Genomic DNA, 15,006 nt, shown 5'->3' with positions numbered 1-15,006 from the left:
ATATACTGTGACGCAAGTTTATCCGCTGCAATTTAAAGCTGAGATGAAGGAACGAATTTGGGGAGGCCGCGCGCTGGAGCAATTCGGCCTAGAGCTGCCGGACGGCGCAATCGGGGAAGGCTGGATGATCGGCGACCACCCGAACGGCACAACGAAAGTAATGAACGGCGCACTCGCCGGGCTAGGACTGGACGAGATTCGCGAGCAATTCGGACGAGAGTACTTCGGCACGAAAGGCTACGCCGAGGAAGGCCGCTTCCCGCTGCTTATCAAGCTGCTGGATTGCAATGACGATCTGTCGATCCAAGTGCATCCGACGGATTCGTACGAAGGGCTGCCGAAGGGCGAGCTTGGCAAAACCGAAATGTGGTACATTCTCGCTGCCGAACCAGGAGCCAAGATCATCTATGGGTTAAAAGATGGCGTTGACCGCGCTGCGCTCGCTTCCGCAATCGAAGAAGGCCGCGTGATGGACTGCCTGCAAGAGGTTTCCGTCGAAGCCGGCGATGCGTTCTACATACCAGCCGGAACGGTTCACGCGCTGTGCGCTGGCGTTGTTGTCGCTGAAATTCAGCAGAACTCCGACACCACTTACCGCGTGTTCGACTATAACCGTCCGGGACTCGACGGCAAGCTCCGCGAGCTTCACGTTGAAGATTCTCTCAACGTAACGGCATATGAAGGCGCGGGCGCAAGCCGCATGAAGACCGATGCAATCGGCGACAATGAATGGCTGTGCATCGCAGAATCCCCGTACTTCGTTGTAGATAAAGGTGTCGTTCGCGCACCGTGGAAGCTATCTACGACTCCGGAATCCTTCGTCATTCTGGTTATTGCCGAAGGAACTGGCCAACTTAGCTGGGACGGAGGCAAGCAAGACGTCAAAGCAGGCGAATGCTTCCTGCTTCCTGCCAGCCTCGGCGGCTATGAGCTGGACGGTCATATGACCGTGCTTCGCAGCGTAACGCCTTAATACGTGAACATAGTAGAGCCCTCTTCGCGTTAATAGCGGAGGGGGCTTTAACTTAAAGTTAGAAAACCCCAGTTCGCATGAATGAAGCCTTCGTGATTTGGATGTGTAGCCGATGCACACCCAGCTATACGGCCCTCTAACGAACTCAAGTAACGTTATTCCGCGCATTTGAGCCATTTTAGTGGCTGAATCGGAGCAATAGGCGTGCCCCCAGTTCGTTAGTCGTTTTAACCAGCCGATATTGGCGAAATAAGCGCTATACGATTCGTTAGCGCAAAGTTGGCGGAGGGTAGCGCGGGGCAGGGGCATTGCATCTTAAAAACAGAACCCCTTCGCATTCATGCGAAGGGGTCCTTCTTTACTCCACAGACCACAATTCAATAAAATGCTTGCCTTTCAAGCTAGTCGGAACGACATCAAGCTGTTCGCCATCGCATGTCATCCGGAATTTCGTTCCGAAGCCATGTACGGCAATATCGAGCACAGCCTCCCGATAGCGCAAATTGTCTAGCCGGAGATCGCGAAGCGTCTCTGGAACGGCAGGCTTCATCGTCATTCCCTGTTCGTCATACTCAATTCCAAGGACTCCAAAATAGAAGTAAGAGATGAAGCCAGCGGCATGCCAGAGCTGACCAGGCCAACGCCACGCCTTGCCCGTTTTATATTCAATGACCTCATAGAACGTCTTCGTCATTACACTATTGCGGACTTGCTGCGCAATGAGCGTCATGAGCAGATCAAGTCTCCCCTCACGCCCCGCAGCCGCAGCCATCCCACTCGTCCAGACGACCCAAGCCGCACCCGCGAAGTGATTCGTCTCCTCACGATAAGGGAAGACGTTCACACCGAACTCGTTCATCGCCACCTCTGGCAGCCGATTCAAGATACGCTGACGCTGCTCCGGCGTGGCGATGCCGTACCTAGGCCACATCGCCATCTCCTGTCCGGCGGATTCCCAGTAGCCTTCACGATAGCTCTCGCTGCCGATCGGCCCGCTGGTGAAATAGCCTGCTTCTTCGTTCCAATATTGGTGCTGAATACCCTGAAGCAGGCGTTCACCGATCTCCGCCCAGCTCCTTGCCTGTTCTTCCGGCTCCCCCATGAGAACACCCATGCGCGACATCGCACGGAACGATTCCATGAAATAGGTTTCCGTCGCCAAGCAGAATCCGCCAGCCTCGGGTTCAGGAAACGCATCATTGGAGGTCGACTGATCAGCCGGGACCAAGCCTTGCTCTAGATCGAAGCCCTCTTCCAGCTTCGCAATCCGATTCTTCAGATTCGGCCATGTTTGCTGAACGAGAGTGAGATCGCCAGTCGCCAAATAGTAGTCCCATATGCCGACGATCGGCATCGCCGTTCCGTCCACGCCATTGTCGAAGCCATCCTTCGTCGTGAAGAGCAGCGATGCCCTAGCTCCTGCCGGGTCCAGCAGATTCCCAGAGCGTATTGCGATATGCGTCGTATCCCGCACCCAGACACCGAAGCCTTCCCCCGGACCTTGGAATTGTCCCGCGGTCCACATCCCTTCCTCGCCCGGCCGGGCAAATTCTGGTGAGCCGCACCGATAGAAGACGTCCGCTGCGAGACGGTATGCAGCATCTATCGTCGCATGGCCAGTGCGGAGATCCGGCAGCATCGCAATCTCAGCCTGCGGATGCCAAACGTTGCCGCGATCAATGACGCGAGTCATATCATTCGCCCAGTTCTTGCGCCACGCGAACTCTTCGACGGCACGGGTCGGCGATAGAATGGTATTGCGGTCAGGCACGTATGCAGGCGGCTCGCCATAAACGGTGTCTTCAACACGATGGCTGTAGACTGAATAGCTCTCCGATTGATAGATAACATGGTCCTCTGCCGGATGAGCCGTTTCGATGAGCAGGCGCTCGGGCGGACTCGGCTCTGTGCTGCGCAGGCCATACACATCTACCGCTACCGATGGTATCGTTCCGCTCTGACAATGCAGCTTGAGATCCCGCTGCTGCTCGTAGTCTGGCGCTATCGGAATGGACAGGACCGCCTCGCCGTCGCCTGCGAATATATCCATGAAAGCTTGGTCCAGCAACAAGCGCAGCTTGAGGCTGACTTCGCGCTTCGCCAACGTTGTCGCCGTCCCATTGCAGCTAATAGTTGCTGCACTCTCGCTCATCTCCACAACAATCTTGACCCCATAGAGCTCGATCTCGAGCAAATAGCTTTGAGCTGCCGCGTTAATATCCAGCTGAACGTCCAGCAGATCGGACTTAATCGCATCCGGCTCGCCATCCTCCGCAGGCATAATGCGAATATCCGGCCATTCGCCAGGAGCGATGCGAAACTGCAAGCTTTCGTTGAATGGTTGCTGTTCGTTCAGATCAGCGACCGTCCATTCACGCTGCCATACACGCAGGTTGTGCAGTTCGCCAACAGGCGCAGCATGAAGCTGGACGCTGCCCTGCGCCGTCCTTCGCAGACTCAGCTCCGCAAGCACGAGCAGCCGGCCGCTGCTCGCAAGACCAAGCCCCGCAAGGATGAAGCGCCCCTTCCCACAAGCCAGCCGTCCCGAATCCACGTCATGCCACAAGGCAGCAGGCTCGCCATCTGTAAAGAAAGACTCGCCGTCCCACTCCCCGATATCGTAGGTGTCATTCTCGTGAAGCCGGAGCCATTTTGTCAGATTAGGGTTGTTCACAATCGGCAGCTCGACGAGACAAGGAGAAGCCAGTTTATCCTTACCCCCAGCCCGCTCCCGCATCGTCTGCACAGATGCCTCATGCCAATGAACGAGATCCCGGCTAACCGCAGCTCCCGCTCCTGACCCATCCGCATAGCTGTATTCGAAGCACCACAGGCCCTGCTTATCCTCATAATAGAAATCGATCAGTTCGCCAATCCCGCCTTGAGCCCCCGCTGCAAAATGAAACTGTGGTCCGCGCAAAGCTACTGGTTCCGCTGTTTCCATCACGGCCTCCTATGTCTAGCTGATGTTCGCTGCTCGCATCTCCCAAATCTCCAAGCTTGCGATATCGACTTCCCCGCTGGATTGCAGATGAATGCGATTGCTAGCTTCCAAGGAAGGATAGACGCGCGCGGTCATACAGATTTCATCGCCTGCGAACAGCTCAACAACAGACTGATCGACGAACAGACGCAGCTGCACCGATTCCTCTCCTTCTTGCAGGTTCAGCTCGGATACCATATCGGCTTTGCGTACTCCGCTGAACAAGCTCGAGTTAGAACGGTCCAACGTAATCGTCCCTGCCGCAAAATCAATCCGCACATCTGTATGCTCCCGACCGTCAGGCGAAGCCAGAACAGAGATTGTAAACACTTGAGGAGCATCAGCAGCTGGCTTCTTGATTTCAAACGCACCTTCGAAGGTAGTCGAGGATATACCCGTATCGAATGGCTGTCCCTCACCAATTCGCACATCCGCAAAAGCAACATGCTCGCCCCGCAGCGACACCAGCTCTGGAACCGGTTTCATCGAAATACGGCCAGACGGCTTCAGGTCGACAACCCGCGGCAGCGCCAGCGCCCCGTTCCAGTCCAGCCGCAGCGGGAAGTCTTCTCCCCTGCACTCCGGCATCCAGCCGAGCAGAATGCGGCGGCCCGCTTCGTCAACGAAGCCCGTCGATGCGTAATAACCATCCCATCCGCCAGTATCAACGGTTCCGCGTCCTTCCACTTCCGTCAGTCCTTCAGCGCTCCACGGGCCAGTCACATATTGCACGGGTGCGCTTGGGGAATAGAACAGAACCGCTTTATCTCCGAAACGGAAAATGTGCGGACATTCAAAAATCCCCTCTTCGCCTTTATAGTAAATCCGCTCGAAGCTCCACTCTTCCAAATTGTCGGAGCGATAGATGAGCGCAACGCCTTTATTCTCATGAATGCCGCCAGTGAGCATTTTCCATCCGTCCTGCTCTTTCCAAACGTACGGATCGCGCCACTCCGTAAATTGCAGATCACCGTGAAGTTCATTGGTGAGCACAGGGTTGAACTCCGGCTTATGCCACGAGAGCAAATCTTCGCTGTCACGCTTAACAGTCCACTGCTGCGCACCGCTAGTCGCATTTCGCTCCCCTTCGCCAATGCTCGTATAGAACAAGCGGACATCTTGTCCATCGACAACCGCGCAGCCCGAGTAGCAGTGCTGCTCTCCGAGATCGCGGGAAGGCGCCAGCGCAATCGGCAGCTGCTCCCAGTTCACCAAATCGAGACTCTTCGCGTGACCCCAATGAATCTGGCCCCACTCTGGCGCATCAGGGTTATGCTGGTAAAACAAATGATATTCGCCGTTCAGCTGAAAAGGCCCGTTCGGGTCGTTCATCCAATTGCGAGGCGGTGTAAAGTGATACTTCGGTTTGTAACGATCCATTGTTATCTCTCCTTATGTTCACTTTCGTTTGCTTCGTTTACATAGTTCGCGGAAGTCCTCCGCCATACCTTCGATCTAATAAAAAAAGTAGAGCCTCCCAATCAGGAGGCCCAGCATGGCACTACTCAGAACTATTTGACAAAGAACGTTGCGTCTTGCTGATCCGCACTCGTCGTAATGGAAGAAATGTACAACAGTCCGTTCATATGTCTTATATATTGTCCCGCAATGTTATACGATTCGAACGACGCTGCGAGTCCATTCGCGAAGCCAGTGCGAAGCCTCCACGTTGCGTCGTTCTTGAAGAGCGTCGTGCCGTCGTTCACATCCATCCACACTTCGCCATTCTTATGACGCAAGAAGCGGCCTGGGAAGTTGACGGATTCGATGGATATTGCTGTAGAATCCGCCAACCCCGGCACGATCTTCCATTGCGCGTCCGCGATATACTGGCTTCCATTCGTCTTACCTCTGCCGCTCTCATGGCGAATGAAGCTGCCTGGGAAGTTGTAGGTCTCGAACTGATTAATCGGCGTTTCGGTATCGACACGGACGGCTTTCCAACGCTGCGTATCCAGACCGTTCGCCGTATATTGGATAATCTTCGTTCCCGCAGGCGCTCCGCCTCCAGCGTTATCAACCATCAGACCGCTGTGTTCATTCATGATGGTATAGAAGCTTCCGCTGCCCGAGTACGTGAACTTCCAGCGCTGCGTATCGAGGAAGTTGTCCGTCCATTGGTTGATTTGTGTGCCCGGTGTCGTCGCGCCGTTCGGATCATCCCAAACGAGACTGTTATTTAGGTTCATCACGCGGAAGAAGCCGTTGCTCTGATAATCTACCTTGAACCATTGGGTATTCGCGCCGAGGTCGTTATACTCGATCAGACGAGTTCCCGCAGGAGAGCCTCCGCCTGCGTTATCAATGACGAGCCCGTTGTTCTGATTGACGAATTTGTATGTCGCACCGGAGACAATCGACGAGCCGCCGTTCATTTGCGCCACATTAGAACGAATTTCGTTTATGCTGCCGGCTTTGACGGTATTGATTTCAAGAAGCATGTTATTCGCAAGCGGGAGCAGCGTTCCGCTCCAAGCGGCAGGCGTGTTCTGATTGCTGCCCACCACAGCGAGCGGCGCATCAATCAGCTGCCAAGTGGCGCCGTTATCCGAACTCGTGAACATTTTGTTATGATCAGGCACAACGTCGGTCATGCCGCGCGCATAGAATCTGCCATTCGTCGTGCCGTCGTCCACATATGCGACTTCCGGAGCTTGGGAGGCGCGGTAAATACCGGAGCCAACAACAGCCCCAAGTCCAGATGGCGTTCCCCAGTTGATGCCATCTGAGGATGTTTTGAACCGAACCGCTGCTTCTGGCGGCGCTCCAAAATATTCATAGAACATATAATAAGTGCCGTTCTTATGGCGAACGACGCGAGGCATGCCTGGCCTTGCGCCAGAGTTCGAGCTATCGCCGATGATGATGCTGTAGTTGCCCCACGTCACGCCGCCGTCCGATGAAATTTCGCGCGCAATGGCCTGGTTGTAACCCGCTTGCCGCTCATCGGAATAGTAGCAGATCAGACGACCATCGCTTGAGACAGCGAACTCCGGCTCCCATGTATGATGCGTGCCGGAGCCGCCTTGCGCAGCCAAATTGCTGTGCAATTGCCATGTCGCGCCATTGTCAGTACTGCGCCAAATATGAATCGTGTAGGTCGCGCTAGCGCCCCAATCGCTCGATGCGAAGAGCAACGTGCCAGCCGGATAGCTGCCAAGCTGCTGCGGCAGCACATACAGCGTCGTCATCGCTTGCTGATCGCGGTTCAAGCCGTAGCTGTTCGGGTCGATCTGAGAGAGATACGACCAGCTCTTGCCGTTGTCCGCGCTCTGATAGAAGTTGAACGGCTGCATGCCCACCCAGCTCGTATTGACAGGGAATTTTCTCGTAAAGGTAGCCAGGATATTGCCATTGCCCAATTTCGCCGCTCTTGCGTAATAAGGCTCAGGCTCCGCAGAATTGCTATAAACGACCGAACCGGAAGCGGCTGCATTCGCAGGTGCAATGGCAAACAATTGAAGCAGTAACAGAAGCGCAAGCGATACCAGAAAGAATCGTTTCCTCTTGTTCATTACTGTTCCTCCTAAGGCATTATGGTTTATTCGTCACCGGCCCGTCCTGCTGCAGCGCCGGGCTTGGCCCCATGCCGCCTGCGATGACCGGCCATCCGTCCTTCCATTCGATCCTATCAAGCATCATCACGCGCCCTGAAGAGGAAATATCTTTGAGATTGTAGGCATGGTACAGCATCCAATCGGTTCCTGCCTCATCTTGAATGACAGCGTTATGGCCCGGCGCGAGGAATGTGTCATTCTTCTCGAGCACCGGATTGTCCGGGAACGGCTCAAACGGGCCAGCCCACGACTTGCTCCGCGCAGCCATTACTGCATAATGGGCGTCTTGGCCACTGTTATCTTGGCAGCAATAATCGCCGGAGTAGAACATGTAATAGTAGTCGTTTCGCTTCACAACCCATGGTCCTTCGACTAGTGCATCGTAGCCTTCTCTGCTTTGCGCCCCGGGGTAAATAACGGCCTTCTCTTCCCCGACTACGCTCAGTCCGTCCTCGGACAGCTGGGCAGCATAGATCGGCTGTTTATCAGAGCCCCAATACAAGTACCGCTCGCCATCCTCAACATCCAGCACGAACGGGTCAATCTTCTCAAACCCTGTGCCCCAGACAACCGGACCGCCTTGATCTTTATAGGGTCCAAGCGGGTTATCCGCGACCGCTACGCCAATGCCCATCCCTTTGAACGGGTCGCCGTCATTCACTTTGGTCGAATAGTACACGTAGTACTTCCCTTTGTGATAGGTCAGATGAGGCGCCCACATGTAATCGAATGTCGCCCAAGACGGCACTTCATCGATTGTGAATACGGTACCCTTCATCTCCCAATGCACGAGATCCTTCGACTGGAGAATCGGCAGCGGTACGAGATTCCCGTCATACTGGCTTTGCGTAGTAATCGCGTAATAATAACCGTCCTCCGCTTTAATGACTGTAGGGTCCGGCGCGTCATGATTGTAGACGGGATTCGTGAACGCCGTCTTCACGACCGGCCGTCCTTTATCGGTACTAATAAAGAAACAAGCCGCGTAAGACAACGCGGCCAGGATAAGCACGAGAACGGCAATTACCGTACTCTTTCTTTTACAAAACGCATTTGGCAAGCTCACAATCATTCACCGGCTGGTACGGGACAATCGGTCTCCGTCGATACCGGCTTGCCGAAATCCGGTTCCCCTTGCGCCGTCCAACTAAACTTCTGCATCCGCGGCTGACGGTTCTCCATGCCTCCCTCAGACGTCGGAATCGCATGATAGACGATCCAGTCTTCGGTGCCGTCCGGCGATACTGTGAAGCTGTTATGCCCAGGTGCATACACGCCATTCTCCACACATTTGACGAATACAGGATGATCGCTCTTCGTCCATGAAGCCGGATCAAGAAGGTCGCTGTCCGCATCCGACGTCAGCATTCCTAAACCGTAATCATCCGACCAAGTCGTGCTGGCCGAGTAGATCATGAATACTTTCCCGTAACGGATAAGGAAGCATGGGCCTTCATTAATCGCCATTCCGCCTTGCTTTTCCCAGTCGTATTCCGGTTTCGTCAGCAGCACCTCGGCACCGGCAACAGTCCATGGATTGTCCATTGCAACCGCATAGATAGCGGAGCCGTAATCTGGATAGTTGCCATATCCGGCATACATGAAATACAGCTTGCCGTCATGCTGGAGCACCGTACCGTCAAGTCCCGGCAGCGCTGTCTTGATCGCGCCTTTCTCGGTCCACTCTCCCAGCGTCGGATCGTCGTTTTCATTCTCGAGCACATAGATTTTGCGGCCGGCATCCCCGCTTCCGTCACTCGCCGTGAAGTAGATGTACCACTTCTCCCCGATGAAATGAATTTCAGGCGCCCATAAGTCACAGCAGCCCGCACCTTCTTGCGGCGGCAGCCAAACCGTCGTCTTCGGTGCTCCGGCAACCCCGCTCATAGTTGTGGACCTGTACAAATCCAGCCGATCGCCGCATGTCACCATATAGTAGTAGCAGCCGTCGGTATGCCGATACATCCACGGATCTGCTCCGCTTTCCATAATCGGATTGCGAAAAGTTTTATTCGTCGTAAGTGTCAATTTAGTCCCTCCTGACTATCCTTTCATTCCCGTCAAAGTGACACCTTCAACGAAATAACGCTGTGCAAAGAAGAACAGCAGCGCCGTTGGAATCAATGCGAGTATCGAACCTGCCATAATATAAGTCCAATTCGACGTATACATCCCCTGAAAGGATGCGAGTACGAGCTGAAGTGTAAATTTCTCCGGAGTGTTAATGTAGATCAACGGTCCAAGAAAATCGTTGTAGCCGCCTAAGAACCCGAATATCCCTTGCGCCATCAGAGCAGGCTTCGATAAAGGCAGTATGATTTTGATAAAAATTTGAATCGGATTCAGCCCATCCATCATCGCTGCATCTTCAAGCTCAGAAGGAATTGACATAAAGAATTGGCGGAGGAAGAACACCGCCGCAGCCGCGCCGAACATTCCCGGAACCATGAGAGGCAGCCAGCTATCCACCCATCCTACGTTTTTGTACAAAATAAAGGTCGGAATCATCGTGACAACTCCGGGAATCATCATCGTCGCAAGCAGCATAACAAACAAGGTGTTACGAGCCGGAAATTGAATTCTAGCAAACGCATATGCTGCCAGTGCACTCGTAAATAAACCGATTAAGGTCGTCGGAATGACGATAATAAGTGTATTCATAAAGCCATGCAAGAGATTGGCTTCTCCTAGGACAAACGAATAATTGCTCCATTCGATATGTGTTGGAATCCACTTCGGCGGCAGTTCAAACACAGCGCCTTCTTCTTTGAGAGAAGTTGACAGCATCCATAGAAAAGGAACAGCCATGACCACTGAGCCCGCAAGCAAAAACAGGTAAGCAACAGCTTTCCGCATTTGCTCGGCAGCACGCTTCTTTGAAGATCTGACGCCGATTGCAACATCGGACATTGAACTTACCTCCTATTCGTAATGCACCCAGCGGCGAGACAACCAGAAGTTAAGAAGCGTAATGGCCATCAGCAAGAGGCCGAGCATCCACGCCATAGCTGATGCATAGCCCATCTCCATGTAGCGGAACGCGTTCTGGAATAGGTAATACACAATCGTGGTCGTCGAGTAATTGGGTCCGCCTTCGGTCATAATTTGGAATCTTGGGAAATCCTGCATCGCTCCGATAATCGACGTAATCAGAATGTATAGCGTCGTAGGCGAAATACACGGAATAGTCACTTTTACGAATCGCTGCCATGCATTCGCGCCATCGATCTCCGCCGCTTCGTACAAGCTTCGCGGAACTCCTTGAAGCGCCGCCAAGTACAGTACCATATTAAATCCAAGGCCCGACCATATCCCTTGCAGAATCATCGCCGGCATCGCCCAATCCTCACTGCTGAGCCATGCAGGTCCAGTGATGCCGAACCAGCCGAGGAAGATATTGAGGAGGCCATAATCAGCATTGAAGATCCACTTCCACAGTAATGTCATCGCAACAACAGAACTAATGGTTGGCAGGAAGAAAGCGGTCCGGAACAACCGGATGCCTGCAATCTTCTGATTCAGCGCGATTGCAATCGTAAGCGACAGTATCATCCCGAAGGGAATGGAGAGCGCAGAGTACAAGGTGTTCTTGAGCGTCTTCCAGAAGAGCGGATCGCGAGCGAGCAGCCGGGCATAGTTGTCCGCACCAGTCAGCTCAGGAGCATGGTAGCCGCTGTACTTCGTAAAGCTGACATAGACCGAGAAACAGATCGGAATCATGGCAAACAGCAGAAAGCCCAATATAGGGGCAGAGATGAAGGCATAGGCCCACAAATACATTTTCCGTTTGTTGCTCAAATCTACCCTCCTCCTTACCTCAAGAGCATAGTAGGAGCTCTAGCCGAGCTCCCCCTTACGCTCTTTTGCATCATTTTACTTAAAGATCGCCGGATTACCTTCCTTGATCGCCGCATCAATCTTCGGTTTCAGCTCATTCAGGAGATCCGCTGCCGGACGCTTCCCTTCCCACATTGGTCCAAGGTTTTGGTTCAGCATATCCCACCATTTGGCATTCGGCAGGTTCGTCCATGGACCTGGAACTTCGTTCTGTGCCGCCTTGATGAACACTTCTGCGTGCTCAGGCTTCTGACCAGGCTGCAGGAACACATCAGTATTCGCCATCGACTTGAAGCTCGGAATTGCAAAGCCCATCAGCGATTGTTCCTTCTGTCCTTCCGGTCCGCCCAAGAACTCAACAAGCTTGTAGGCTGCATCCTTCTGCTTCGTCTTACTGTAAACACCTAGACCTACAGAACCGCTCCAGCCTGCCCATTTGCCATTCGCTGGAAGTGGCGCAACGTCCCAATCGAACTTCAGCTTACGATAAGTCGGCACCATCCAGCGGCCTTGAATCATCATCGCCAGCTTGCCTGTTTCGAACATTTGACCGTCATTCATTGCTTTCAGCGCTCTGCTATCCGGTACCACGTTATGTTTGTGCGCGAGATCAACCGCAAACTGCAGCGCATCCGAAGCTTCCTTGCTATTCAGCAAAAATTCTTTTTTATCTTCGCTGAGGAACTGGCCGCCGTTGCCAAACACGAAGCCTTCCCACCAGATCGGGCCCATACCGTATTGGGTTACTTTATCGCCATTCTTAACAGTCAACTTCTGCGCCGTGTCGAGGAGCTCGTCGAATGTCATAGGGTTCTCCGCGCTTGGGAATGGAACGCCCATCTTTGTAAAAAGATCTTTATTATAATAGAGGACCGTCGGGCCGATATCCTTCGGCAGCGCGTACAGATTACCTTTGCCAGTTACAGCACCGTCATAACGGTAACGAAGAAGCGAGGACTCCCACATGTCGGCAGTATCGATGTTGCTTGTGCTCATGTACTCGTCGATCGGCAGAAGCAAATCTTGGCTAACCCATCTGCCGAAGTCGCCGTCTGGCACGTAGAAGACGTCAGGAGCGTCGCCGCCAGCCAGGATCGTATTCATCTTGCCGACGTAATCGTCCGGGATATGTAGATATTCAACTTTAATGTTCGGATTCTTCTCTTCAAAGCTCTTGAGCAGCTTCGTGAACACTTCCTTCTCGGAAGGATCTCCCCAGCCAGCAAAACGAATCTTTACAGGCTCAGCAGCCGGCTGGTTTGCGCTCGTATTTGCACTGTTATTCGTATTGGATGAGTCCGATGCCGTATTATCCGTTGCAGTCGATGTGTTACTAGTATTAGCGGTATTGTTATTCCCACTGTTGTCGCTGCTTCCGCATGCCACCGTACTGCCGATTAATACCGTCATTGCCGCTAAGGCTCCAACCCGTTTCGTCCATTGATTCATTCTTTTTAGCCCCTTTGTCGTTAATTTAAAACCAACTTCTTGTTTTAAATATCGGATCATCCTGCCAATTGCGAAGAAACTTGCGCTTCTCACCTCCAAAGTAGGCTAACAATCTCGGGAACCCCTTGCCATATGACCAAAACCTTCTTTTAATAAACAATATTCATGTTGCAAATCAAATTATATGTTCGTTCCCATCTCTTGTCAACGCTTTCAAACATAAATATTATTTTATAAAACAAAATAAAAAGCGCTATTGCGCCTTTTATAATAACTATTATGTTTTACTCTTCTGCGAGCGACTCATAATGCACTTTCATGATGATATCTTGCTCGTAATTGCCGAATCCACGTCCGAATAAATTCATCCCGCCTTTATTAACGGCGTCCGGTTTCACACCGACTTTGAAGCGAATATACGGGAGCTTGTCCAGCTGCAGATCCTGCAGCGTGATGTTGGATATCCTCGTATTGTCCACCGTGCTTCGGTGCTGGTCCACGCGGAACGTCTTCAAGAGTCCATATTGCGTGCTGCTGTCATGCCACCATTCGGGATTATTCTTGCCTCTGCGGTCACCGAAATCGCCAGGCGAAGTCCACGTACCGACCTCCACGTTATTAATCCATACCGTAATATCCGATGGCCAATCATTATTGAAATTCGGAGCTTCTGAGCAGAGCTCCAGCGAGAACTCAATTGCTCTCAGATCAATGTTCCGCGGCATCGACCGAGGGAAGCGGTATTCGAGCCAGCCTTGCCGCAGCCATATAATCTCAGCTGTTTTGCATTCTGGAATATAGAAGCTCGACGGATCGTCCTCCGTAATAATCATCGATTGCGAATTGGCTATGCCGCAAGTCGGCTGCACATCTACATCGACAAAATGACCGATCGGCATCTCGATCTCATACAGCTGCGTCTTGTTCTTATAGCCTTTAATCGGATTCAGAATCAGTCTTACGTCATCGAAATTCCGCTTGCACACTTTCATCGCGCCTCGGCTTGCAGGCAGTATCTCCGTTAGGATGAGACCGGCCTCTTCCAGCACCTTTATATTAACGCCAACCGTTGATACCGGGATTCCCAGCTTCTCGCCGATTTCATTAATATTCATGTTGTTATGAGCCAGCAGAAGCTTAATAATCTTCAATCTTGTATGTGAGGATAGGGCATGTGTGACCTTCACCAGCTCGTCCGGTGCGTCGATGGACAACTCCAGCATCAAAAGCACCTCCCTTTATAATATAATTTATATTCTATAATATATATTTTAATTGGAAGTTACGCTTTTGTATAGTGCTGGAGCTCATCAACGCCATCTCCAACCTGCATGGCGTTATTTCACCTCAATAACGAACGGTGCAACGATCACTTTCCCTTTGTATTGAAATTGACCCCACAGCTTATAGATACCTGCCTTCGGGAATTGTGTATGGAACATGACGTTCGAAGCGGAGCTCATATCCGTCGTAGCATGGACGTGCAGATACTGCTTCGCCTTCTCGTCGAGAATGACGCAATGCCCCGCAGTGCCGAGATAGGGTTCAAGTTGAATGAACTTGCCTGTGGCAGCGTCCTTCAGCGTGAAGTTCAGCATCGCCATATCACCTGCACGCACTTCTGCTGCATCCGGCATTGCAGATAAGGTGATTTGCAGCCCATCAACGGTTTGCGTTAGCTGCTTATCCGGCTCAAGCTTCTTCGAAGCAGCCTTCTCCCCATCTACCGTCACCCACTGTTTAAATACGGTCAAGCCTGCGCTGTCCGGCATAAATTCCGAGATGAGCAGGAATTGTCCCCCATGCGGAAAATTCACCTTCGCATGAAACCACCCATTGCCGACGTAATCGGGATGAATATGCTGAAAGGTCGATAGATCACTGCTGACCACGATCAGATGCATCAGCTTCGTCATATCTTCTTTGAAATGTTGAACCGGCTGCCCGGAAGGGTCCAGCACCTGCAGCTCGATGGAGGCTTCCTCATTGCTTTGCAGCTTGCGGGCACTTGTCGTATCAACCGGCGCTCGATAGCCATGATCCGATACATTCGCCATCTGATCCTGCTGCAAGTAATGGATGAGTCCCTTGGAAGGGGGGTGTATCTCGACATTGGTCATCGGCTTGCCTGCGCAGCTGCTTAAAGCAAGAACGATGAGCAGCATAGTCGCCGCCGTAGAAACTAGTTTTCGCAGCATCACCATCGT

General features: G+C 52.5%; 11 protein-coding genes. 1 reads left to right on the top strand and 10 read right to left on the bottom strand.

The features are described 5' to 3' along the window. The first annotated feature begins 7 nt into the window (after positions 1-7). The gene (locus AC0LWF_RS15120) at positions 8-973 is read left to right on the top strand and encodes a type I phosphomannose isomerase catalytic subunit (RefSeq protein ID WP_474652367.1); all 966 of its coding nucleotides are present in this window, start codon (positions 8-10) and stop codon (positions 971-973) included. A 358-nt stretch (positions 974-1,331) separates the two neighbouring features. Here AC0LWF_RS15120 and AC0LWF_RS15115 read toward each other — a convergent pair whose 3' ends face one another. The 10 genes from AC0LWF_RS15115 to AC0LWF_RS15070 all read right to left on the bottom strand — a co-directional run bounded on the left by AC0LWF_RS15115 (position 1,332) and on the right by AC0LWF_RS15070 (position 15,003). Continuing rightward, on the bottom strand, positions 1,332-3,917 hold the full coding sequence (locus AC0LWF_RS15115) for an alpha-L-rhamnosidase-related protein (RefSeq protein WP_474652366.1): 2,586 nt from the start codon (positions 3,915-3,917) through the stop codon (positions 1,332-1,334). Positions 3,918-3,932: 15 nt separating this feature from the next. After that, on the bottom strand, positions 3,933-5,336 hold the full coding sequence (locus tag AC0LWF_RS15110) for a glycoside hydrolase family 32 protein (RefSeq protein WP_474652365.1): 1,404 nt from the start codon (positions 5,334-5,336) through the stop codon (positions 3,933-3,935). 131 nt (positions 5,337-5,467) lie between these two features. Next, entirely contained in the window at positions 5,468-7,471 is a 2,004-nt protein-coding gene (locus AC0LWF_RS15105; RefSeq protein WP_474652364.1) for an AbfB domain-containing protein, read from the bottom strand. A 19-nt stretch (positions 7,472-7,490) separates the two neighbouring features. Next, positions 7,491-8,573 (bottom strand): glycoside hydrolase family 43 protein, encoded by a 1,083-nt coding sequence (locus AC0LWF_RS15100; protein WP_474652363.1) that lies wholly within the window; start codon positions 8,571-8,573, stop codon positions 7,491-7,493. A gap of 8 nt (positions 8,574-8,581) precedes the next feature. Next, positions 8,582-9,541, bottom strand: coding sequence for a glycoside hydrolase family 43 protein (locus AC0LWF_RS15095; protein ID WP_474652362.1), 960 nt, complete (start codon positions 9,539-9,541; stop codon positions 8,582-8,584). Positions 9,542-9,556: 15 nt separating this feature from the next. Next, entirely contained in the window at positions 9,557-10,423 is an 867-nt protein-coding gene (locus tag AC0LWF_RS15090) for a carbohydrate ABC transporter permease (protein ID WP_474652361.1), read from the bottom strand. Between the two features lie 12 nt (positions 10,424-10,435). Beyond that, on the bottom strand, positions 10,436-11,311 hold the full coding sequence (locus AC0LWF_RS15085) for a carbohydrate ABC transporter permease (RefSeq protein ID WP_474652360.1): 876 nt from the start codon (positions 11,309-11,311) through the stop codon (positions 10,436-10,438). Positions 11,312-11,386: 75 nt separating this feature from the next. Then, entirely contained in the window at positions 11,387-12,799 is a 1,413-nt protein-coding gene (locus AC0LWF_RS15080; protein ID WP_474652359.1) for an ABC transporter substrate-binding protein, read from the bottom strand. A gap of 284 nt (positions 12,800-13,083) precedes the next feature. Then, entirely contained in the window at positions 13,084-14,022 is a 939-nt protein-coding gene (locus AC0LWF_RS15075; RefSeq protein ID WP_474652358.1) for an ArsR/SmtB family transcription factor, read from the bottom strand. 114 nt (positions 14,023-14,136) lie between these two features. Then, positions 14,137-15,003: a DUF8832 domain-containing protein gene (locus AC0LWF_RS15070; protein WP_474652357.1), complete on the bottom strand. Its 867-nt coding sequence runs from the start codon at positions 15,001-15,003 to the stop codon at positions 14,137-14,139. Positions 15,004-15,006 lie beyond the last annotated feature (3 nt).

The sequence above is a fragment of the Paenibacillus sp. sgz302114 genome (genome assembly GCF_056120345.1).
Note: the sequence above shows the minus strand (reverse complement) of the source record. Positions and strands in the feature narration are given on the sequence as shown.

Bases quoted from the DNA above. Each gene is read 5' to 3' on its own strand.
- AC0LWF_RS15115 (WP_474652366.1), bottom strand. From the start codon at position 3,917: ATGGAAACAGCGGAACCAGTAGCTTTGCGCGGACCACAGTTTCATTTT.
- AC0LWF_RS15110 (WP_474652365.1), bottom strand. From the start codon at position 5,336: ATGGATCGTTACAAACCGAAGTATCACTTTACACCGCCTCGCAATTGG.
- AC0LWF_RS15105 (WP_474652364.1), bottom strand. From the start codon at position 7,471: ATGAACAAGAGGAAACGATTCTTTCTGGTATCGCTTGCGCTTCTGTTA.
- AC0LWF_RS15090 (WP_474652361.1), bottom strand. From the start codon at position 10,423: ATGTCCGATGTTGCAATCGGCGTCAGATCTTCAAAGAAGCGTGCTGCC.
- AC0LWF_RS15080 (WP_474652359.1), bottom strand. From the start codon at position 12,799: ATGAATCAATGGACGAAACGGGTTGGAGCCTTAGCGGCAATGACGGTA.
- AC0LWF_RS15075 (WP_474652358.1), bottom strand. From the start codon at position 14,022: ATGCTGGAGTTGTCCATCGACGCACCGGACGAGCTGGTGAAGGTCACA.
- AC0LWF_RS15070 (WP_474652357.1), bottom strand. From the start codon at position 15,003: ATGGTGATGCTGCGAAAACTAGTTTCTACGGCGGCGACTATGCTGCTC.